Source organism: Actinomadura alba, assembly GCF_014323705.1.
Classification (GTDB): Bacteria; Actinomycetota; Actinomycetes; order Streptosporangiales; family Streptosporangiaceae; genus Actinomadura_C; species Actinomadura_C alba.
On record NZ_JABVEC010000011.1, the window covers coordinates 46,946 to 68,790 of the forward strand.

At 66.0% G+C, this 21,845-nt stretch carries 22 protein-coding genes; 3 read left to right on the forward strand and 19 right to left on the reverse strand.

The annotated features are described in order from the left end of the window. Window positions 1–151 precede the first annotated feature (151 nt). Together HKK74_RS16290 and HKK74_RS16295 are read left to right on the forward strand one after the other, a co-directional pair. On the forward strand, window positions 152–961 hold the full coding sequence (locus HKK74_RS16290; protein WP_187244071.1) for a helix-turn-helix domain-containing protein: 810 nt from the start codon (window positions 152–154) through the stop codon (window positions 959–961). Beyond that, window positions 958–1,149 carry a DUF397 domain-containing protein gene (locus HKK74_RS16295; protein WP_187244072.1) on the forward strand — a complete coding sequence of 64 codons (192 nt, stop codon included), beginning with the start codon at window positions 958–960 and terminating at the stop codon, window positions 1,147–1,149. The genes HKK74_RS16290 and HKK74_RS16295 overlap by 4 nt, the downstream gene beginning before the upstream one ends. A 60-nt stretch (window positions 1,150–1,209) precedes the next feature. On the opposite strand, the gene HKK74_RS16300 is transcribed toward HKK74_RS16295, so the two are convergent. The 9 genes from HKK74_RS16300 to HKK74_RS16340 form a co-directional block, all read right to left on the reverse strand. After that, the gene (locus tag HKK74_RS16300) at window positions 1,210–1,848 is read right to left on the reverse strand and encodes a hypothetical protein (RefSeq protein WP_187244073.1); all 639 of its coding nucleotides are present in this window, start codon (window positions 1,846–1,848) and stop codon (window positions 1,210–1,212) included. Next, window positions 1,833–3,521 carry an IQM protein middle domain-containing protein gene (locus HKK74_RS16305; protein WP_187244074.1) on the reverse strand — a complete coding sequence of 563 codons (1,689 nt, stop codon included), beginning with the start codon at window positions 3,519–3,521 and terminating at the stop codon, window positions 1,833–1,835. The genes HKK74_RS16300 and HKK74_RS16305 overlap by 16 nt, the downstream gene beginning before the upstream one ends. A gap of 260 nt (window positions 3,522–3,781) precedes the next feature. Beyond that, the gene (locus HKK74_RS16310) at window positions 3,782–4,552 is read right to left on the reverse strand and encodes a succinate dehydrogenase/fumarate reductase iron-sulfur subunit (RefSeq protein ID WP_187244075.1); all 771 of its coding nucleotides are present in this window, start codon (window positions 4,550–4,552) and stop codon (window positions 3,782–3,784) included. After that, a complete protein-coding gene (locus tag HKK74_RS16315; protein ID WP_187244222.1) occupies window positions 4,549–6,435 on the reverse strand; it encodes a fumarate reductase/succinate dehydrogenase flavoprotein subunit in 1,887 nt (628 codons plus the stop codon). The genes HKK74_RS16310 and HKK74_RS16315 overlap by 4 nt, the downstream gene beginning before the upstream one ends. Window positions 6,436–6,443: 8 nt before the next feature. After that, window positions 6,444–7,250 (reverse strand): succinate dehydrogenase subunit SdhC, encoded by an 807-nt coding sequence (gene sdhC, locus HKK74_RS16320; protein ID WP_187244076.1) that lies wholly within the window; start codon window positions 7,248–7,250, stop codon window positions 6,444–6,446. Between the two features lie 400 nt (window positions 7,251–7,650). Beyond that, window positions 7,651–8,091, reverse strand: coding sequence for a hypothetical protein (locus tag HKK74_RS16325; RefSeq protein ID WP_187244077.1), 441 nt, complete (start codon window positions 8,089–8,091; stop codon window positions 7,651–7,653). Beyond that, window positions 8,088–8,723, reverse strand: a complete 636-nt coding sequence (locus tag HKK74_RS16330) for a hypothetical protein (protein WP_187244078.1) — start codon at window positions 8,721–8,723, stop codon at window positions 8,088–8,090. Before HKK74_RS16330 ends, HKK74_RS16325 begins: the two co-directional genes overlap by 4 nt. Further along, the gene (locus HKK74_RS16335) at window positions 8,690–10,261 is read right to left on the reverse strand and encodes a hypothetical protein (RefSeq protein ID WP_187244079.1); all 1,572 of its coding nucleotides are present in this window, start codon (window positions 10,259–10,261) and stop codon (window positions 8,690–8,692) included. The genes HKK74_RS16330 and HKK74_RS16335 overlap by 34 nt, the downstream gene beginning before the upstream one ends. Window positions 10,262–10,487: 226 nt before the next feature. Then, entirely contained in the window at window positions 10,488–11,780 is a 1,293-nt protein-coding gene (locus HKK74_RS16340) for a hypothetical protein (RefSeq protein ID WP_187244080.1), read from the reverse strand. A 461-nt stretch (window positions 11,781–12,241) separates the two neighbouring features. Here HKK74_RS16340 and HKK74_RS40860 point away from each other — a divergent pair, with 461 nt between their 5' ends. Beyond that, complete coding sequence (locus HKK74_RS40860; protein ID WP_281397793.1) at window positions 12,242–13,366, forward strand: C40 family peptidase; 1,125 nt, start codon at window positions 12,242–12,244, stop codon at window positions 13,364–13,366. Between the two features lie 349 nt (window positions 13,367–13,715). On the opposite strand, the gene HKK74_RS16350 is transcribed toward HKK74_RS40860, so the two are convergent. The 10 genes from HKK74_RS16350 to cpaB form a co-directional block, all read right to left on the reverse strand. Further along, window positions 13,716–13,931, reverse strand: coding sequence for a hypothetical protein (locus HKK74_RS16350; protein WP_187244081.1), 216 nt, complete (start codon window positions 13,929–13,931; stop codon window positions 13,716–13,718). A 266-nt stretch (window positions 13,932–14,197) separates the two neighbouring features. Continuing rightward, window positions 14,198–14,857, reverse strand: a complete 660-nt coding sequence (locus HKK74_RS16355) for a response regulator (RefSeq protein ID WP_187244082.1) — start codon at window positions 14,855–14,857, stop codon at window positions 14,198–14,200. Continuing rightward, entirely contained in the window at window positions 14,854–16,062 is a 1,209-nt protein-coding gene (locus tag HKK74_RS41425) for a sensor histidine kinase (RefSeq protein ID WP_187244083.1), read from the reverse strand. The genes HKK74_RS16355 and HKK74_RS41425 overlap by 4 nt, the downstream gene beginning before the upstream one ends. Beyond that, complete coding sequence (locus HKK74_RS16365; protein ID WP_187244084.1) at window positions 16,049–16,924, reverse strand: type II secretion system F family protein; 876 nt, start codon at window positions 16,922–16,924, stop codon at window positions 16,049–16,051. Before HKK74_RS16365 ends, HKK74_RS41425 begins: the two co-directional genes overlap by 14 nt. An 11-nt stretch (window positions 16,925–16,935) precedes the next feature. Further along, window positions 16,936–17,862 carry a type II secretion system F family protein gene (locus HKK74_RS16370; RefSeq protein ID WP_187244085.1) on the reverse strand — a complete coding sequence of 309 codons (927 nt, stop codon included), beginning with the start codon at window positions 17,860–17,862 and terminating at the stop codon, window positions 16,936–16,938. Continuing rightward, window positions 17,859–19,184, reverse strand: coding sequence for a TadA family conjugal transfer-associated ATPase (locus HKK74_RS16375; protein ID WP_187244086.1), 1,326 nt, complete (start codon window positions 19,182–19,184; stop codon window positions 17,859–17,861). Before HKK74_RS16375 ends, HKK74_RS16370 begins: the two co-directional genes overlap by 4 nt. A 3-nt stretch (window positions 19,185–19,187) precedes the next feature. Continuing rightward, a complete protein-coding gene (locus tag HKK74_RS16380; protein ID WP_187244087.1) occupies window positions 19,188–19,532 on the reverse strand; it encodes a TadE/TadG family type IV pilus assembly protein in 345 nt (114 codons plus the stop codon). After that, on the reverse strand, window positions 19,529–19,900 hold the full coding sequence (locus HKK74_RS16385; protein WP_187244088.1) for a hypothetical protein: 372 nt from the start codon (window positions 19,898–19,900) through the stop codon (window positions 19,529–19,531). The genes HKK74_RS16380 and HKK74_RS16385 overlap by 4 nt, the downstream gene beginning before the upstream one ends. Next, window positions 19,897–21,102 (reverse strand): CpaE/TadZ family protein, encoded by a 1,206-nt coding sequence (locus tag HKK74_RS16390; protein ID WP_187244089.1) that lies wholly within the window; start codon window positions 21,100–21,102, stop codon window positions 19,897–19,899. The genes HKK74_RS16385 and HKK74_RS16390 overlap by 4 nt, the downstream gene beginning before the upstream one ends. Continuing rightward, on the reverse strand, window positions 21,099–21,824 hold the full coding sequence (gene cpaB, locus HKK74_RS16395) for a Flp pilus assembly protein CpaB (RefSeq protein ID WP_187244090.1): 726 nt from the start codon (window positions 21,822–21,824) through the stop codon (window positions 21,099–21,101). Before cpaB ends, HKK74_RS16390 begins: the two co-directional genes overlap by 4 nt. Window positions 21,825–21,845 lie beyond the last annotated feature (21 nt).

Sequence of the window (21,845 nt, forward strand, 5' to 3'; positions counted from 1 at the left end):
ATTTGGGACGGCCAGGCATGTTACGTCCAATTCGTCAGTACCGATGACCCGCATTTCACCTGCCTCATTTCCGCGTTCTCACGACAAGCGTGGCCGCTTCGACAATCCTTGACCAGGCGAGTTCTTCAAATGCAACAGGAAGAAGGCGATCATGGCCCCCAGAATCGGCTTCGCCCCAGACGGGAATCTCTGGGATTTAATAGCCGTCCAGCTGCGGCAGCGACGGCACGAATACAACCTCTCGCTCGCCGACGTCGGCCTCATAATCGACCGCGATCGATCATTGGTCGCACGGATTGAGTCCGGGCATACCAAGATGCAGGCTCGCCACGCCGAGAAGCTCGACAAGGCATGGGACACCGGCGGTCTCTTCCGCTCTCTGGTCAAATTCGCCAAAGCCGGACATGACGTCGAGTGGTACAAGGCCCACCTGGCGCACGAGGCCAAGTCCACGCAGCTCCGGATCTGGGAGCTCGCCTGGATCCCCGGCCTGTTCCAGACCGAGGCCTACGCCCGCGCCGTCTTCGAGGCCTTCGGAGCCGAGAACGTGGAGGAGGCGGTCACGGCGCGGCTGGACCGGCAGAGCTGCCTGCACCGGACGCCCCGGCCGCGGGTCTGGGTGCTCCTGGACCAGAGCGTCATCGAGCAGCCGGTCGGCTCGACCGAGATCATGCATGAGCAGCTCGCCCAGCTGATCGAGCTGGCCCGGCTGCCGCACATCACCGTACGCGTGGTGCCGAGATCCGCGGGCGCACATGCCGGCCGGGAGGGATCATTCAAGATCATGACCGTCGACGGCACGGACGCCGTCTATGTCGCCGCCCACGGCGGCGGGCGGCTCGTCCAGGACGCGACGGAGATCCCTTCGTACCGGGTATGGTTCGATTCCGTCAGCGACGTGGCGCTGCCGAAGGACGCTTCGTTGCGCATGCTCATCGAGACGATGGAGCGATTCTCATGACCATCTGGCGGAAGTCCAGCCGCAGCGGTGGCAGCTCGGAGCACTCTGACTGCGTCGAGGTCGCCCGGCTGCCCGGCACCATCGGTGTCAGGGACTCCAAGGCCCCCGAGACCGGACACCTCACCCTCTCCGTCCTTGCCTTCGCCGGCCTCGTCGCCCGCGTCAAGCGCGACGAGCTGAACCTCTGACTCCCACACTCAATCGTCTGCACCATCGGCTGACCGGGCACCCACCCCAGATGGGATCCGCTACCCGTTCGCCGTGTCCTCCGACAGCACGGCGACCTCATCCGGGCGGATGCCGGTGGCCGTGAGGAACTCCTCCACCGCGTCGTCCGCCGGCCGACGCCGACGATCTCGCCGGAGTACGGCGACATCGTCGCTGCCCGGCCACCACGGGGTGACGAGAGCGACCTCGTCACCCGATCTCAGCCGCAGGATCAGCAGGATGAGGCGGCGTCCGCCGTCGTCCACCCGCCGGAAGACCCTGTGCAGCCTGTCCTGCGTCCGTACATGATCCATATGGACACGCAGCAAGGGGACGGGCGCCACGAAGCCCGTCCACCGTGCCTCACCGAGCGTCCGGAAGGGCGGCTCCGGCCATGGGCGGGCCGCGTCCATGCCCCTCAGGAGCCGACGCAGGAAGTCGCGGAACTCACGCTCACCGTGCGCCTGCGTGCCGGGCTCCGTCAGTGCGCTCCCCGACCTCAGCGCTTCGGTGATCGCTTGGTACTCCTCCGCCTCGGTGAGATCGAGCAGCGGCTCTCGCAGCAGGGCACGAGTGATCCGTTCCACCACCGCTTCGGTGAGCTCGCGGTCGAACTGGACGCTGTAGTCGATGGCGTCGATCAAAGCCCGCCAGGGCTCGGCAGTCACTGGGTGTTCCAACTCTTGATCATGTTCGGATCAATTTTAACGCCCTGCTCTCGCAGCGACTGGACGACCTGCTGCAGGTACTCTGCCTCGGGCAGGTAATGACCGCTCTTGTCGCTGATCGATACGAGCACACCGTTCTCTATCTTCAGCTCACCCGCGCCGGAGACCGGGCCGCCCCGGAGAAAGCTGGAATGATGGAAGCGCCCGACCTCATGAGAGGGTGAGGCGTAGAGATTACCGCGGGAGTCCATCACGAAGATGGCGTTCCCGGCACCGCTCCAATGGCTTCCTCCGCCGGACGTGTCCAAGAGCCGACCGTCGGAGGTGTAGAAATGGCCGTCACGTACGACTATGCGATACTTCTCCAGTTCGACATCGTCGAGGTAGACGACCCCGCGACCGTCCTCGCCTCTGTGCCCCGGCTTCATGTCGGTGGTCTTGTAGATGGCCTTGCCCGTCTTGGGCGGAGGAACATCCGTGATCACCGGAGGAACGACCGCCGTCTTCGGGGGCACAACATTTTCGACCGGGTTTTTGAGGGGATTCGGACTCTTGAGCCGGTTGATGCCCTTACCGCCGAAGATGGTACTGAGAACGGTGGGAACAGTGCGCCCCACGGAACGCCAGCCCTGGCCTTGGTTCCAGTCGTTGCCGATGTCCTTGGTGGACTCGTCCCAGATGGACTTGACCGTGTCGACCGGATTGGTGGTGACGAGTTGCCGCCACCCGTCCCAGGTCTCGTTGAACCGTTCTCTGCCACAGCCGATATGGGCGGTACAGGCCACCATGTTGACCCCGTCGGCGAAGCTGTTGTACGCGTCGCCGCCACCCAGCCAGATCCCCTGGCCCAGGTCGCAGAGTCCCTGTGTCAGTTCCCAGCAGTTCAGACGCGCGTCATAGTCCTCGGCCGGGACAAAGTTGTGGGGCAAGCCGATCACCGGACTCGGCTTCGGCAATGGCGGCGCCGGCGTCGCACCCTGCCCGGGCGGTGCCGAAGGCGCGCCCTGCCCCTGCGGCGCAGAAGTCGCGCCCTGCGCCTGCGGCGCCGGGGTCACGGCCCGCCCGTAGGGAGTCGGTGCCGACTTCTGCGCAGGAGGTCCAACGGCCTGACCTGATTTCGGCGACGGGCAGGATTCCTCGAGAATGCCGCACACGGCCGACTTGACACCGTCCGACACCGACCCCGGGATAACCGCGGCCAGTGCGACGGCAACTGCCGCGACGAGAACCAGCACCGCCACATATCCGACGGCGCCCTCTCCCGCGTCTCCTCCCGCCCCTTTCCGAAGAGCGGATCGCAGCCCCTGCCATCTGGCCGGAGCCATCCACTCCCGGCACCGGCGCCTGAAGACGAGGATCAGAATCGCAACCGGAAATGCCAACCCCAACAACCCGAAAGGGTCACCCGCCGGTAGCCGCCCGATCTGCCAGACCAAATAGAAGACCTCGAGAGCCACCACGCCCCACCACAGCCACCGCCCAGGACGGGCCGACCGCCAAGCAGCAAGGGCGCCGGCCAGGGCAGGCAACAGAAAGACGACCGCGACGCCTACGCCGCGGGCACCACCCACGACCATCCATGCCTGCAACGCCACCATCGCCGTCAATCCGGCGGCGACGTTCAATAGGACGCGGACGGCACGCGCCGACGAAGGCCTCTCCCCTGTGACGGCCCAGTAAGACAAGGCCACTCCTGTTCAGCGCGTACACGCGGCGGCGCATGGACAGAAGCCGATCCACCAACGAGCGTGCATTGCGATAGGCGTCCGAGGACAGTACTTCGGGCCTCGCAGAATCGACCAGGGCCCAAAGGCCCAGAACCACGAGAAAATGACTTCGGCGCCTGCCCCTACCGATTGCCGGTAGAGGAAGGCGCCGAGGTCATTTCCCTACGGAGTGAGCGGCCGCGCCGGCGACGGCGACGACCGCCCTCCTGTGATCGCGGTCAGGCCTTCGGGGTGTCCTGGCCCTTCCGGACGATGCCCAGCTTGGAGCCGAGCCAGACCACCGGGTCGTACCGCCGGCCGACCACCCGCTCCTTCAGCGGGATCAGCGCATTGTCGGTGATCTTGATGTGCTCAGGGCACACCTCGGTGCAGCACTTGGTGATGTTGCAGAACCCGAGCCCGAAGTCCTCCTGCGCGATCTCACGCCGGTCGGCGACGTCGGCCGGGTGCATCTCCAGTTCGGCCACCCGCATGAGGAAGCGGGGGCCGGCGAACGACTCCTTGTTCTCCTCGTGGTCGCGGATCACATGGCACACGTTGTTGCACAGGAAGCACTCGATGCACTTGCGGAACTCCTGCGAGCGCTCGACGTCCTGCTGCTGCATCCGGAACTCGCCGGGCTTGACGTCGCCCGGGTCGAACGAGGGGACCTGCCGCGCCTTCTCGTAGTTGAAGCTGACGTCAGTGACCAGGTCACGGATCACCGGGAAGGTACGGATCGGCGTCACCGTGACGACCTCGTCCTGGGCGAACGTCGACATGCGGGTCATGCAGAGCAGCCTCGGCATGCCGTTGATCTCGGCCGAGCAGGACCCGCACTTGCCGGCCTTGCAGTTCCACCGCACCGCGAGATCGGGGGCCTGTGTCGCCTGGACCCGGTGGATGATGTCGAGGACGACCTCACCCTCGTTGACCTCGACGCTGAAGTCCTCCAGCGATCCCTCGCCGGCGTCACCGCGCCAGATCCGGAACTTCGCCTCGTAGCTCATGCGTCCTGCTCCTTGGGCAGTTCGTCCTCGGTGAGGTACTTCTTCAGCTCGTCGGTCTCAAAGAGGTCGATGAGGTCCTCGCGCATCGGCTCGGCGGGCTGCCGGTGCAAGTCGACCGACTCGCCGGCCAGCCGGCAGATCAGGTTGACCTTGCGCCATTCGGCCGACATCCCCGGGTGGTCGTCGCGGGTGTGCCCGCCACGGCTCTCCTCCCGTTCCAGCGCCGCCTTGGCGATGCACTCCGACACCAGGAGCATGTTCCGCAGATCGAGTGCGAGGTGCCAGCCGGGGTGATAGCCGCGGCCACCCTGCACGGAGACGTTCGCCACCCGCTGGCGCAGCTTCACCAGGGCGTCGAGGGCCTCCTTGAGCTCCTCCTCCTTGCGGATGATGCCGACGAGATCGTTCATCGTCTGCTGCAACTCGGCGTGCACCGTGTAGGGGTTCTCGCCGCCCTCGCGCTCGAAGGGGGCGAGTGCCTCCTCCGAGGCGGCCGCGACCTCGTCCTCCAGGACCGCTGGCCGGTCCTCGCCGAGCGCGTCGACGTACTCGGCCGCGCCGACACCCGCGCGCCGGCCGAAGACCAGCAGGTCGGTCAGCGAGTTGCCGCCGAGGCGGTTCGACCCGTGCATCCCGCCCGAGCACTCACCTGCGGCGAACAGCCCGGGCACGAGCGCCGCGCCGGTGTCCGCGTCGACCTCCACGCCGCCCATGACGTAGTGGCAGGTCGGGCCCACCTCCATGGGCTCGGCGGTGATGTCGACGTCGGCCAGTTCCTTGAACTGGTGGTGCATCGACGGCAGCCTGCGCTTGATCTCCTCGGCCGGCATCCGGCTGGACACGTCGAGGAAGACCCCGCCGTGCGGGGATCCCCGTCCCGCCTTCACCTCGGAGTTGATCGCACGGGCCACCTCATCGCGGGGCAGCAGCTCGGGCGGGCGCCGGTTGTTGTCCGCGTCGGTGTACCAGCGGTCGCCCTCCTCCTCGGTGGTGGCGTACTTGTCCTTGAAGACGTCGGGGATGTAGTCGAACATGAACCGCTTGCCGTCGGAGTTGCGCAGCACCCCGCCGTCGCCGCGAACCGACTCGGTGACGAGGATGCCCTTCACCGACGGCGGCCAGACCATGCCGGTCGGGTGGAACTGCACGAACTCCATGTTGAGCAGCGTCGCGCCGGACAGCAGCGCCAGCGCGTGGCCGTCGCCCGTGTACTCCCACGAGTTGGACGTGACCTTGAACGCCTTGCCGATGCCTCCGGTGGCGAGCACGACCGCGGGTGCCTCGAGCACCACGAACTTGCCGGTCTCGCGTACGTAGGCGAACACTCCAGCGATCTTGTCGCCATTCTTCAGAAGCCGGGTGACCGTGGTCTCGGCCCATACCTTGATACGGGCGTCGTAGTCGCCGAACTCGGCGTGGTCCTCCTGCTGCAGCGCGACGATCTTCTGCTGGGTCGTACGGATCAGTTCCAGGCCGGTGCGGTCGCCGACATGCGCCAGGCGGGGGTACTCATGGCCGCCGAAGTTGCGCTGGCTGATCTTGCCGTCCTTCGTACGGTCGAACAGCGCACCCCACGCCTCGAGCTCCCAGACCCGGTCCGGCGCCTCCTTGGCGTGCAGTTCCGCCATCCGCCAGTTGTTCAGGAACTTGCCCCCGCGCATCGTGTCGCGGAAGTGCACCTTCCAGTTGTCGTTGGGGTTGACGTTGCCCATGGCGGCCGCGGCGCCGCCCTCGGCCATGACGGTGTGCGCCTTGCCGAACAGCGACTTGGAGATGATCGCCGTCTTCTTGCCCTGCATCCGGGCCTCGATCGCGGCACGCAGCCCGGCGCCGCCCGCACCGATGACGACGACGTCGTACTGGTGCCTTTCGATGTCGGTCATCATGGCCCCTAGTTGAAGATTCGCAAGTCGGAGATCGCACCGCCGGACACCAGCGCGACGTACAGGTCCGCGACCACCAGCGAGCCCAGCGTGATCAGCGCGAACTGCCCGTGCCGCTCGTTCAGCTTCGAGACCTGACCCCACGCCCAGTAGCGCACGGGGTGCTTGGAGAAGTTCTTGAGCCGCCCGCCCACGATGTGCCGGCACGTGTGGCAGGACAGGGTGTAGGCCCACAGCAGGATCACGTTGGTGACCAGGATCAGCGTGCCCAGCCCGATGCCGAATCCGCCGTCCTTGCCGTGGAACGCCTTGAGCGCGTCCCAGGTGTTGACGAGCGAGATCAGGAATGCCGCGGCCCAGAAGTAGCGGTGCAGGTTCTGCCCGATCAGCGGGAACCGCCGCTCGCCGGTGTACTTGCCGTGCGGCTCACGTACGGCGCATCCCGGCGGCGAAGCCCAGAACGAGCGGTAGTAGGCCTTGCGGTAGTAGTAGCAGGTCAACCGGAAGAGCAGCAGGAACGGCAGAGAGATCGCCGCGAAGGGAACGAAGAACGGCAGCTCGGGAATGAACCTGCCGAAGTCGGCGGCCTCCGGAGCACACGCCTCACTCACGCACGGCGAGTAGAACGGGGTCAGATAGTGATACTCCTCGACCCAGTACCACTTGCCCATCATCGCCCGTACGGTCGCGTACACCACCCAGCTCGTGAAGATCACGAAGGTGATGATCGGCGCCTTGCGCCAGTTGTCCGTGCGGAGCGTGCGCTCCTTTATCTGGGCCCGTTTCTTGGTGACGGGCGCTTCCAGGGTGCTCATCGCCCGCTCACCGCCCCCCGGTCGACGCCCGGACCGATGAGCGCCGCGCGCGTCGGCCGCAGGCCATTCCGCTCGCTGCGTCCGGACCCGCTCGCGCTCATCGCTCACGCTCCTTTGACTGGGTCATCGGGGACCTCTCCACCTCCCAAGACGCGCCGTACCGGCGCGTTCCCTGGGCCATTCGAAGGGGACGCGTCAGTCTGCCGCCGTCTCATCGCGGCTACAAGCCGTACATGCGTCCGTAACACGGAAACGTTAGGGCACCAGCCTGTCACTGTGACACGGGCGACAGGGCCCTGGGGGTGTGAACCTGACCACACCGATCAACCCCGGCGCTGACAAGGGCGCGGATCCGCCGCTGCGGACGCGGCAGCCTCAACAACACCGCCGGTATCGGAGGTCAGTATCCGGCGAAGGACTCGCTTCGACGGCGGCGGGCCACCGTGCGCACGCCCACCACGGTACCCACGGCGGCGGCCGCGATGGGCACGACCACCCCGGGCACCGGGGAGATGCCTTCCACTGGGCGTGCGTTGGTGAGCAGAGCCACCGCCACGGGCCCGGCCGCGGCGATGGCATGGCTCCGCCATCCCTCGGCCATGCCCGCCCGGCCGAGCCGGGGCGCCGCGAGCCGCCCGGCGACCACTCCGCACAGCAACTGCATGATCACGACCGCGGCGGCGGAGGCCCAGAAGAACCCGTCCGACAGAGCGAACGCGGTTGCCGTCACACTGACGACCACCACCACCGCGAACAGCGCGATCACACCGAGCAGCGTGACGCCCGCGGTCAGGCCGATCACTCTTGCGATCCGAAGCCGGTCACCAATCCGCTCGCTCATCCGCCTCCCTCCGTCACCCGCAGCGACATGAGCGCCTCCGAAAGACGAGTCGCGGCGATGCCGCCTTCCGGCGCACGGACGACGAAGTCCAGGTGGGCTCCGTCCTCGGTCCGTACATAGAGATCGATGACCTCCATCTGGGAGGTCTCGCCCGCGTCCACACCGATCGTGTACAAGCCCTCGAAACGGTGCGCCCGCTCGGCTCCCGCCACCTTGACGGCGCGGTCGACGCGCACTCGACGTCCTGTGATCGCGCTCAGCGCCCGGTACTGGCCGAGTTGGTCACCGAACGACAGCCGCGCGGGCCGCTCTGTGCTCACGCGGATCTGTCCCTGTGACACGCCCGGCCGGATCTGCGGGCCGTCGACCAGCACCATGGGGTGCCCGAGGCGGTCCTTGTCCCGGCGCACCGTCCAACCCTGTGGATAGGCGAACGCGTACCCATCGCCGCGATACGAGGTGAAGCCGGACGGGACGCGTCGCGGCCGGTCCTCGGCAGAGCATCCTCCTATCACCGGTACGCAGAGCAGCAGCACGGCCGCGACCGCCACGGTCGCTCTACGCGACCTCCGCGCCGCATGCCTGGTGATCGCGACGGTCATCGAGTGCCGCACCCCTTCCACGGAAGCCATCCCACTCCCGGTTTGAAGTACTCCGCGCTGGTCGCATTGCTCTTGTTGCGCTCCCATTCGAAGGCGAGCCCCCCGAGCGGCGTGCTCAGGCTGGGTTGCGCGGTCCGCGCCTGATAGTCGTAGTTGACTCTGGACATTTTCCCGGCTCCGGCGTCCCACATCTGGTCCAAGAGGGACGCCGCGTCGATCGCGCCATTCGGAGTCTGCGCCAAAGTCTGCACCGCCCCGTCGAAGACGCGTTTATCAAGCGGATTGGTCAGATCCAGCTCTTTCGTCGTCCGCCATCGTCCTCCGCCCAGGGAATCCTGATACCAGCCGGCCACCTTGAGGGCATCGGGCCCCAATTTGGCGTCCCCACGCCAATGCCAGGACAACTGGTTGTCGTTCAATATCGAGAAGCTCTTCGGCTTTCCGTTCTTGTCGATGGTGTAGCCGTACATCCGGGATGCCGTGTGACGGCCACCGACGCCGGCGCCCGAATCGGAGGCCAGCACCCTTTGCAGGTTAGGGGGGATGGTGACCGGCATTCCACCGAGCTGGACGGCCCGCCTCTGGAGTTCGGCGATGGCCTTCGACAGATCGGCCGGTATGCGCCGGTCAAGTTTGAGCTGTTTGAGCACCTTCTCGAAATCCAGTTCCACCGATTCCATGATCTGGTTGCTGGCCTGGAGATAATACGTCGTGTCGCCGTTCTCGTTGTCCTTTATGACGCCGCCTGAGGCCGTCGCCCAGTCTCTGCCTACGATCGAGAACGGTAGCTTGCCGAGCCCGATGTCATTGTAGAACCCCGCCCAGAGGCCACCATCGACCATTTCCTGCGAGGGTTTTCGATCGGGCTCCTTGGCTCCCATGAACTCCTCGAACGGGTCGCCGATGACGGGCAGGCCGCCGATCATCCTGGTGATCAGCCCACTGGGGGGAAGGGTTCGGATGGCGACCTTCGCCCAGCCGTTAGCACCACCGATTCGATAGTCGCGCAGTTGTTCCCGGAAGGCGCGAGCCTCCTTTTCGCTGCCGAAGTTGTAGATCTCGGTGTCGGTGCCCTCGATGGTGGCCCAGATACCGGCGTTGACCTCCACTGGCCCGATCTTGTCGATCGACGCGTTGGCACCGCCGTCCGACCATCCCATGTCCCAGACCTGCCACTGATCGCTGCCGTCGGCCCGCTTGTTGTGGCGGACCGTGATCTGGCTTCCTCCGTCGGCCATGGCTTCGAGACGCCTCTTGATTCCGAGGGTCGCGGAGGGCTCCAAGTACTCGTTGTCGATAGAGGTCAGGCATGCGCCGGTCGGGATGTCCGGGTCCACCGCGACCGGTTGCGGCACCACGGGCGCCACAGGTGGGGTCCGCGCCTTGTCGCATTCGTCCACGGCACCGCCCGCCCGCAGGACCCTGCAGATCTGGTTCCTGGTCTCGTCAGCGATGTCGTCCGGGATCGGCGCGAGGAACAACGCGCCCGCCACCGCCGCGACGAGAGCCAGCACTCCGAGGTAATCCAAGGCAGCCGCGCCCCGGTCGTCATTCAGTCGCCGGCCCACCGGCCCTCCTCGCTCCGATTCACGGAGCGCATGCTCGCACGCAGGTGGCCAGCAGAAACGGGCCCATGGACCCAAAAACGGACCTAAAAAATGATTACCCTAAGAGTCGCTAAATACCAGTAACATGGAGTTACCAGAGTGTAACGAACTTGCGGTTGTACACCTCTCATGGCGCTTCTTCAGTACTATTCGTCACCTCCCTCACGGCCTCCCTCCCATCTGACGGTCAGGCGTGACACTCTGCCCAGGGCACCCTTCCCTTCCCGTTCTGCCAGATCTCGGCTCCGGCGAGGGCATTGCTCTCCCGCTCGAGCTTCAGCTCTCCGAAGATCCGGCCGAGGTCGCCGAGCACCTGTGCGCTGACCTTCGCGTTGCCCACGCTGGAGTCGTAGGTCTGCCGGGTCATGGTCCCGGCGGTCTCGAACCGCCGCCGCAGCCCGTCGGCGGCCGGGGTGAGCTCGGCGGCGACCCCCAGCGGGGCGTACCAGAGGAAGTCCCGCACCGCTTGGAGGTTCGCCCGGTCGTTCACCTCGAGGGTGCTCTGCTCGATCGTGCGGCTCCCCCCTTGGGGCACCTGCACGTTCACGGCGAGTTGTTTGAGCCGGTCCACCGTGCTGACCTTGTCGGCGGCACGCCCGAACCAGTTCAGCTGGGTGTCGACCAGCTTGGTGAATCTCACCGGCCTACCGCTCCGATCCAAGGTGAACTGATACGACGTCGTTCCCTTGCCCTTGGCCGTCGCTCCGAAGTCGGGCCAGTTCTTCGTCAGGTACAGGCGCATCTGGGCGGGGAGCTTGAGCGGGGCGCCGTACTTACGCTGTGCGAGCCGCTCCAACTCGTCGATCCCCTGGTTCACCGCCCCGTTGAAGCGCTCGCGCGCCTTCTGTGGCATGACCACTCCGAGATCGAAGACCACTGAGGACTCGACCTCACCCGACGACTTGAACGTGACGGTGAGGTCCCCGTTGGCAGCGCGCCGCACCCCCGTCTGGTGCCAGCCGCGTAGCCCCGCGGACACGCCCAGCAACTTCCCCAGTTGCCCCTTGGCGGTGAGACCCGCCGTCGGGCCCACCTCCGCCGACCATTCCACCGGCGGTGGCATCGGTTCCCTCCGCAGCAGCCGCTGGATTCCATCGCCCACCCATGGCAGCTTTTTCGCCAGACCGGTCAGCGGACCACTGATCGGATTGTTACTGATCGCGATATCGTGCAGTTGCCGAGCGCGGTTTCGCGCATATTTCCACGGGAAGTCTTCGGCCTCCTGCCGGCTGTCGAAGACGTAGGTGTCGCCCAGCGTGGCATTCCCGCCGAGCCAGGCCCCGATCGGCGCCTCCCGGGTGCGATTCGTGGCGACGCCGAGCGGATCGTCGGAATCGACCTGGGCATTGGGCGTGCCGTCCGTCTGCAACGCGGCCTCGCCCCAACCGTAGAACTGCACCTGCCACTGGTTCTTGCCGCCCGGCCGTACGACCTTGCGGATCTGGTATCCGAGCCTGGCGCCGAAGCGCGGATCCTGCACTGCCCCGGCCCCACGGTCCAGGGGCGGCAGCCGCTCAGGATTTATCCGCAAGAATCGCCGCGCACCTGGGAGATTGGCATGCGGATTGGCCGGAGAAAATGAGCCCTTGGACCCAAGGTCAGACCCAAGAATGCCCTGACCATTTTATCGCAATAATCCGTTCCCGCAAATTTCACTGTACATTTACCGACAATTCGGCCGAATAGCGAAAAGGCGATGGGCGGGCGGTTCGCGGAGACGCCGGGACAGGGGCGCACTTCGGGTGACGAGAAGACGGGCGGAGATTGGATCAGGTTGGGCCCTAGGGCCCTTCAGACGCGTCACCGAGTTCCCTAGGGTCGCACCCGAGGATCGGGCTGGACTCTGAACACGGGCGGTGACCTCGGGTGAGGCTGACAAGCGGACGCTGGAGCGCCGGACGGCCCGATGAGGGCGGGATGCAGCTCGTCATGTTGATGGCAATGATCAGTCTCATCGCTCTCACCGTGGTCATCGTCCCACTGGCTCAGGCCAACGACATGCGCACCAGGGCACTGACGGCGGCCGACGCGGCGGCCATCGGTGCGGTCACGGTGCTACGGGACGAGGCGGTCTCAGTCGCACGCAGTGGCGTGGACCCCAACGGCCTGGGGCTGTGGATGGTGGTCCCCAACATCAGTGTCGAGGATCCCGAGTACAACCAGGTGGCCCGCAAGTACGCCAGGCAGAACGACGCCGACCTGGTCGGCAAGGTTCAGCCCTCTGGGCAACTCGGCTACACCATGAAAGCCTCGGTGCGGACCATGGACTGCCTGCTCAAAGACGAGGACGAACTCACCGCCAAGGAGAGAGAGGACCTCAGACTCGGCCGCAACCTCTGCACCGATGCGGCCGGGAAGCGCGGGATCGGTCGCGGCGGGGGCGGGGGGATCAGCATCGCGACGCTCCATATGCCCATCTGCGGTTACTACTACGACCCGCCCGACGAGAACGGCGACCGCGCCCCGAACGCGATGTGGTGCGGCCCGGACAAGACCGTGGTCTGGCGTCCAGGCTGGTCGTTGGACCGGAAGTCGACCGCCAAGCTGTTCAAGATCCGTCTTGTCGCCAAGGAGTCCTCCGTCCCGTACACGGGTGGCCCGAAGCTCTCGATGCCCCACACCGGGCCGATCCCCCAGCCCGATCTCTCGGAACTGCCCGACGATGTCTCCGATCTCGTGAGCAAGATCCTGCAATACGCCCTGGCGCAGATCGGGAAGCCGTACGTATGGGGCGCGACCGGGCCGAACGCCTTCGACTGCTCCGGGCTCGTCATGGCCGCCTACCGCGCGGCCGGAGTCCCGATTCCTCGTACCACCTTCCAGCAGTGGCCGTTCGGCGTGCGAGTGCCGAACGGTCAGGAGAAGCCGGGAGATCTGGTGTTCTTCAACAGCGGTCCGGGGTCCAGCTCCAGCTCCCCCGGCCATGTGGGGCTCGTGCTCGACCCGGCGAAGAACATAATGATCGAGGCTGCCTGCACGAAGTGCGGCCCGATCCGCACCTCGTCCTACAACCGCAGCAAGCTGATGGGCTTCACCCGCCCCCTGGATCGCTTCAAGAAGAAGTGAGCCGCACCGAGTTCTGTGGAGACTCCAGGCGGAGGTCGATGCAGGGTGGCCGCTACAAACGCCTACGGGCATTCGGCCGTACGGTCGCCCGCCTGGCCGCCGGCTCGTGACCCGCTGCCGGGCACTGACCGTCGAGATCAACCAGATCCAGCCGCTTCGCGAAGCATCACAAAGTCCTTTGGTACCGACTTAGGCCGCACGTGATCCTTAGCATTTATCGCACAAAAGCACTGGGCGAGAAGGACAGTTCCTTCTCGCCCAGTTTGACCACCGGAATCCAGCACCATTTGGCAAACGGATTACACTCTTCCGGATACTGCCTCGACATGGAGGCAGCCACTTTGGTCGGTTAAGGCTCCTTCTTCGGTCCGCCACCGGTGTCTGTTCCGGTCACTTGTTCGACCTTGGCCTTGGCCGAATCGCCGATCAGCTTGGGAAGTCCCGCCGCAATGAGCGCGCCGAAGATCAGTACCGCGATCACGATAAGGCTGAGCCAGCCAACGAATTGGTCGCCCCGATCGTCACCCTTCCGGAGAAGTGCAAGGCGATTCCGCATGAGGTTCATATTTTCTCCTGTCCGGGGAGAACGATTTCCTGTGATACACAAGATAAAGACGCCGCCCAGGGCATTCCAGGGCCTACAGACCCAATCCAGACCCACACCGGACCCATGTCTCACCGCGACCGGCGGGAATGTCCCCCGCTGGAGGTGCCGGTGAGCGATCGCGCTCTCCCGTTGGCCGCCCGGCGGCGGATTTCCGGGCGAAGGGGCGGCGGGGTCGCCGCCCCGGCGCACGCACGTGGCCCCTAGGGCCCGTCGCACCACCCAGTTCAGCGATCATCCGCTTCCGTGCCCAGCCAACGCGCTATCGCAGCCGCCCGGTTGTCCACGTTCAGCTTGGCGAAGATCCTGTTGACGTGATTCTTCACCGTCTTCTCGGTCAGAAAGAGATGCGCTGCTATCCGGCGGTTGACCCTGCCTTGCGCGATCAGATCCATCACCTCGGCCTCGCGCGGCGACAGCCCGTGCGCGACCCTGCCCAGGGTGGTCCCGCGTGTGCTGAGCGGCGCGCCCTTGACCGCCTCCATCAACGCGGCGGCGGCGGCCGGCGACAGCGGATTGACGGCACCGCTCGCCGCGGATCGCACGGCGGAGGCCAACTCGCCCACGCTGAATGTGCCGTGCACGAGATAGCCACTCGCCCCGTTTCGGATGGCTACGCGGATCACCTCGGGTTCATCGGTGTAGGTCAGCATCAGTACCTTGCTGAGCCTGCTGATCGGGCCCACGGCCGTGATGCCGTCGACCAATGGCATCCGCACGTCCAACAGCACAAGGTCGGGACGGTGCCGTTCGGTCTGGACGAGCGCCTGTTCCCCATTCGCCGCCTCACCGACGACCTCGACCTCGCTGGTCGCCTCAAGGAGGGCGACGAGCCCGGAGCGGACGACGGGATTGTCATCGGCAACGACGACCCTGACGATGCTCATATCGTCTCCACCGCTTCCCTTAGTTCGGGTGTCCCACCCGAGGTCGAGATGATCAAGCTGATCACCGTTCCCTGGCCCGGCTCCGACGTGACGGTCAAAGCCGCGCCCAGCCGCGCCGCGCGCTCATGCATCCCGATGACTCCGTAATGGCCGGCCGCCGCGAGCTCGGACATCACCTCCGCGTTGACCGCGAGCCCCTTGCCGTCGTCGCGAATCGTCAGCACGACGTTTCCGGCCCCCGCGCTCAAGCTCACATCGACCGAGAGCGCGTCCGCGTGCCGCTTGACGTTCTCAAGGGCCTCCTTCAGGATCGCCACGACCTCGTGACGGTCGGGCAGGGGAAGGTCGACCCCCGACTCCGCCGTCACGGTGACGACGACTCCGGCAGATTCGGCCCAAGCCCCCACGAGCGCCGGAAGTGCTTCGGCGAGAGGACGCTGCAGCGCCTCCTCGCGTAGCTCCGAGATGAGATCCCGCGCCTCTCTGGAGGCGATCTCGGCCGCCATCGCTATCTGGGTCGCCTCTTCCTTGGCCCGTTCGGGTGAGTTGATCACCCACGTGGGAAGCGCGGTCGCCGACATCGCGATGCCCCGCAACGTCTTGGCCAATGAATCATGCATTTCGCGGGCCAGCCTTGCGCGCTCCTCTGCCGCGGCAGCGGCGATCTCAGCGTTGCGCCGCGCCAGATCGAGTGCGGCGTGATCGTCGAAGACCTTGCGAAAAGCGGTTCCTACGAAGCCTCCGACCAGATAAAAGGCAGGCATTCCGATGAAGGTGCGGAAGCTTGATTCGGAATCCAGGATGGCGACATAATACAGCATGATCTGCAGGGAACAGATCAAGAGCGCGCCCGGCCAATGGTAGAGCAGTCCCACGAGCACCGAGGTCATGACCGTGAAGAGGAAAAACGGCCCGAACCCGCCGGAGAACGCGAATTCGAGCACGGCGTATGAAATGAGAATGTCGACGGCAACGAGCAGCGGAGCCTTGATGAGCCAGGGGACGATGTGCTTCCAGCCGACCACGGCGAACCACGACCAGAAGCCAATTCCAGTGACGATGTACACGGATGCATCGGTTCGCTCGTTCTGCGGGATGACCAGCAGAGCGAGGGCCGCGACCAGGACTCGCACCTGCATCAGGATGCGGAAGGTCGAGGCTATCCGCGCGCTGGCGGGCAGGCCCGATAGCCTATCCGAGGACACGGCTGAACGCCCCTTCGCTACTGAACCACAGCAGTCCGAAAATGAGCAGCAAAACACCTGGCAACATCAGGAACGATGTAATGAGGGTCACCTGCGGCTCGGCCTTCTGCGCCCGGCGTCGAGCATGCTGGTGGGCGTCCTGGCGCATGTCGATACTGATCTCCGTCAGCGCTCGCGCCAATGGAGCACCGAGCTCTTCAGCCTGAAGAATCGCGGTGACGAAGCTGGCCAACGACTCGCTGGCGTTTCTCTGCCGCAATTCCACGAACGCATCTCGCAGGGGAGCTCCCAGCTCCATCTGCTTCAGCGCCGTCGTCATCTCCTCCGACAGCGCACCGGGCATGGTCTCTGAGACGCGTTCCAGCGCGTGCCGAAAACCGAGCCCCGCCGAGACCGTCACTGTGAGCACGTCCAGGAAGTCGGGCAATGCCTTCTGGATCGCGGCCTGCCGGTCCCGAGCCATTCCCCACAGCACCACATCGGTCTGCAGCAGGCCCGCGATAATGAGGAACAAGCCGATGGGCAACTGCCCAGAGGAGATGAGGAACAGCCCGACCGAGCCGTAGAACAGGATGCAGCCGGCCTTGTCACGCGCGTAGTCATCGACCGTCATGCCATTGGGCCGTCCGGCCCGCTGGATCCGCAGACGCAACCGGCCTCGCGCCGCCGGTGTCACGAACCTCAGCACCAGAGGAGCGAGCGGCCCGCCCAGCAGGTCCGTCACCGGGCCGAGCGGGCCAAGGCCCTTCCGCCTCGCGGGTTTGGCCTGGACGGCGAGGTCCTGACCGGCCGGCTGTGGCGCCGCCCTGAGGTGAACACCCCATACGAAGGCGACGAGGCAGAACGCCGCCGCGGTGGCCATGAGGATGGCTGTCATACGTCGATCCTCGTAACTTTGCGGATCAGCAGAGTGGCCCCGATGAAGAGACCGAACGCGGTCAGCACGATCGCCTGTCCGATGAACGAACCGGTCATCTCGCCGAATGCCTTCGGACTGAAGACAGACATGCCGACCACAAGGCATATGGTCATGCCGGCCACCGCGTACCCGGCCACGACCGCCTGGCCGACGATCGTCTTCACCTCACGCCGAGTCTCCTTGCGCTGCTCCAGCGTCGTGGAGATATTGCGCAGTGCCGTGATCAAAGACCCGCCCGCCCGGGCCGACACCACGAGAGTGCTCACCAGTACGGCGAGTTCCCGGGAGGGCAGCCGCTTCTGCAGATCCGTCATCGCGTCTTCGAAGGACTGCCCGATCCGCAGGGCTTCCGCCGTTCTGGCGAGTTCGGTGCGGGCGGGCTCGTCGAGCTCGTCGGCCGCCATCTCCAGAGCCGTGCGAACGGAGAGGCCGGCAGCGGTGGCGTTGGACAGGACCCGAGCCAGCTCGGGCAACTGGTCGATGAACTCCTCTCGGCGCCGGCCCTCCTGTTTCCGCAGATAGGCGAGACCTGCGCCGCCCACCCCCAGGGCCGCCAGCACACCGAGAAAGAGCGAGACGATCTGGCTGACCACGACGATGACGACAAGACCTCCTCCCACGATGGTGACGAGGAAAAGGGAGGGCCTGGTCCGCAGACCGGCCGCAGTGATCCTGCGGGAAAGCTGCCTCCCGAGCGGCTGGCGGCGCAGCCACATGTCGAGCCGGTCCAGCGACGTTGTCATCCGCCGTTCCTCGAAGCCCCGGCGGCCGCGGGAGGCCATCGCCATCCGCTCATCGAGCCCCCGCCCGTAGTCCCAGATTCCCCAGACCGCAAGGGTGAGCACGATCGCCAGCAGCAGCGCGATCATTGGAGCGCTCATTTCACCTCCTCCGCGAGATGCGCGCTCGGGACCGTGAACTCGGGCGGCACGGCCTCGCCGGCGAGCACCAGCCGAGCGCTCAATTCGTCTGGCAGCGGAGCCCGGTGGAATGCCCCGCGCACCACCTTGTCCAGGCCGAGCGGGTCCGGCCGGAACCACATGACGCTGCTCAGCCGTACCTCCTGCCGCCGTCCCGAGGCGACCGTGGCGATCTCGGCGACCCGCCGCGAGCCGTCCGCTCCCCGGTCCACATGCACGATCACGTCGAGTGCGTTGTGGATCTGATCGCGGATGGTCTCGTACGGGATCTTGACCTCGCTCATCGAGGCGAGCGTCTCCAGCCGGTAGATCGCATCGCCGGCCGAGTTGGCGTGCACGGTCACGAGCGAGCCGTCATGACCGGTGTTCATCGCCTGCAGCATGTCGAGGGTCTCCGCGCCGCGGACCTCACCGATGATGACCCTGTCGGGCCGCATTCGCAGCGCGTTGCGGACCAGGTCTCGGATGACCACCGCACCCTGACCCTCGATGTTGGGGGGCCGCGACTCCAGCCGGATGACGTGCTCTTGCTGCAACTGGAGTTCGGCGGAGTCCTCGATCGTGATGACCCGTTCCTCCTGCGGGATGCATCCGGAGAGCGCGTTGAGGAATGTGGTCTTCCCGGTGCCCGTTCCGCCGGTGATGACGATGTTCAGCCTGGCCCGCACGAAGGCGGCGAGCAGTGCCGCGCCCGCCTCGTCGAGCGACCCCAACGCGACGAGTTCGTCCATCCGGTAGGGGCGCGGGAAGCGGCGAATGGTGAGGACGGGACCGGTCAGCGACAGAGGCGGCACGATGACGTTGACGCGCTCGCCGCCCGGCAGCCGCGCGTCGACCATCGGGCTGGACTCGTCGACCCGCCGGTTGACCTGCGCCACGATGCGGTCGATGGTCTGGTACAGCTGGTTCTCGCTGGCGAAGACGGCGTCGATGCGGGTCAGCCGGCCGCCGCGCTCGACGTAGATGTCGTCGGGACCGTTCACCATGATCTCAGTGATCGATGGGTCGGCCAGCAGGGGTTCGAGCACGCCCAGGCCGAGCGCCTCGTCCACGATGCGCCGGATCAGCGTCGTTCGTTCTCCAGGTGAGAGCACAGGTCCCTCACGGCTGAGAATATGCCCGACGACCTTTTCCATTCTGGCCCGACGCTGCGCCATTCCGAGCGCAGCGAGGTCGTCCAAATTGATCTCCTGGAGCAACCGCTGCCGCCAGTGAGCGATGCTCAGCCCATTGGCTCGATGATTGACGGCGGAGTCCCGATCAAAACGATTATTCAGCCCCATTGCTCACCCTACCGGCATTTGGACCCGCCGCTGAATCGCGACATCGAAGGGAACGCCCTTGAAGAACAAGGGAACTTCGGCCCAGATCTCACAGGCCACACTGTCCGCGTCTTTCTGGGTGACCGTGATCCTCTGATCGTTGAGCCACTCGGGCATCGCCCGTTCCGCAGCCGCTTGACCGGCCGAGACATCGTCCATGCTCGCGACCCTGGCACCGGTACGGGCGGCGTTCTCGATCTTCTCCACGGCGCTGAACGTGACGTAGATCTCGAAGCAGATCCCGGCCACGAACAGGGAGAGTCCGAACAGGGAGAGGTACTCCACAGCGGCCGATCCATCGTCTTTCACTCCACCTCCTCGGAGACGACCCGCGAGCGCGCGCTGATCGTCATGGGAAGCACGAGTCCGCGGAACACGAATGGCGGATTAATTTTCACTTCGACATATCCGTAATCAGGATCGTTGCGATCGCTCGGAAAGTCGACCGTGACGTGCTTCTTGTCGGCCCACACGCCGGAGGCCAATGCCACGGCCGCCTTCTCGACGTCCTCCCGGCTACCTCCCAACGCGGCGACGCGAGCCCCCTCGTTGGCCCCATGGCCGGCATAGGTCATGGACATACCGATCAGGTAGCCCTCCCAGACCAGCAGCACCAGCGGAACGAGGAACGGCAGCATCGTGACGAATTCGAACTGGCCCGAATCGGATCGCTTCATCGCGCCTCCGCCCTGCTCCGGCGGGATGTTCGCACCTCTTGCCCGGCGTTCACGGGGAGGATGCCGAACTCCGTGCCGAGTTGCATGATGGCCCGCCGGAACCCATCGTCCTCGACTCGGGAGAGCGTGTTGCTGTTGATCGCCTTCTCCAGCGCGCGAAATGCGGACGGAACCGTGCTCTTGGCGAGCGGAAGGCTCAGGATCTTGCCTGCGAGGTCCGGTTGAATCTCATTACGGCGGCTCTGCTGGGTCAGCACCACCGAGAGTTCGTCATCTTTGCGGACCTCCAGGCGCACCCAGAGCTGGACCAGGCGCTTGGCCGCGCGCAACGCCGGCAGATCCGGCGTGACGGTGAGGATGACACGGTCGGCCAGTTCGACCGCCGTCACCGACCCCTCGGTCATGAAGGCGCCACAATCGACGATCACCATCTCGAAGCGTGAGCGCAGGGCGCTGAGGATCTGCCGGGCGGCCAGGGCCGTGACCTCCTCGGCGCGTTCCCCCTCCGACGGCGCCAGGAGTACATGGGGGCCGTCCCGGTGGACGAACAGCGCGTCAGCGATCATCGGGCCGGTGATCTCGCTGGCGACGCCGACCAGGTCAGCGATGCTCCGGCGGTGCACGACGTCGAGGTAGCTGGGGATGTCCCCCGTCTGCAGGTCCATGTCGACCAGGCAGACCGTACGCTCCGCCGCTGCGGCCAGGGCGAGTTGCACGGCCAGCGTCGTCGTTCCCGTCCCGCCCTTGGCGCCGGCGAGCGCGATGACCCGTCCCCGTTCCTCTTGCAGAGCATCGTGCGACGTCGTGTCGAGTCGGCGGCGCATCTCTCGAGACCAGTCGGCGGCGGCGGTCACCCTCGTCTCGAGCTCCTCGAGGCTCGGACTGCGCGACATCACCCCGCGCGCACCGGCCTCGAGCGCACGGGTGAGCACGTCTTCGTCCATCCGTCTGCTGAGTAGAACGGCGGCACCGTGGGGCCGCCGCAGGGCCAGCTCGCGCACCAGATCGTGCGCCGGCATCGGTCCGATCCCCTCGTCCACCAGCACCACGTCGAGGGACTGTTCGGTGGTGACGATGCCGATCACACCGGAGGACCCCTTCTCCACACCCACGACCTCGAGATCGGGAAGCTCGGTGATCTGGGCGCGGAGCGCCCCGGCGAGCTCCTGGTCGGCGGTGCCGATGAGAATCCGGATGCTCATGAACCCACCTCCGGTGTCTTGCAGAGCCGGTTGAACGGCGGCTTGGTGTCCTTCGTGCCGCCGACGAGCGCGAGCCGCACCTTGCGCGCGAAGCTCTCGGCGTAGGTGAGCCGCAGGGTCTCGTCGGAGTTCAGCGCGAACGTGACCGGAACGACCTGGGCGGCGGTGTTCTGGCCCTGCTGGTCGCTCTGCTCCTGGCGGAGCTGCCCCACGTCGATCACCTGGACGCGGTTGAGAATGCGCACGGCACAGGCGCCCGTGGTGGTGCGCCCGTTCTGGGTCGAGTCGAAGGAGCCGTAGACGTCGACGATCGACCCGGGCAGCACCTTCCCGGCCACGCCGGTCTCGGCGTCGATGATGATCGCGATCTCGCGCTGACCGGCCTGGAGCGTCGGAGCGTCGACCACCATTCCCTGCTGCAGGTAGGCGCCCGTCGGGAGGTCCGCGGCCGCCACCTTTCCTTGCAGGCCGGCGATGTTCTGGACGAACGCCTCAGTGGACCAGCGGCGGGGTACCAGGACCTCCTTGAGCGCCGACGCGGTCACGGGTTCGTACGCGCCGACATCGGTCTGCAACTGGAGCACCGTCGTCATCTCGCCCACCTCGGCCCGGGCTTGAGCCCGGATGTTGCCGACATAACCGAGAACAGAGAAGAAGACGACGAACGCACCGAGCGTCGCCACGATCATCAGCAGCAGTCCACGTCGCTGGCGGGGGTTCATGTCTATTCGTTCCTCATGCCG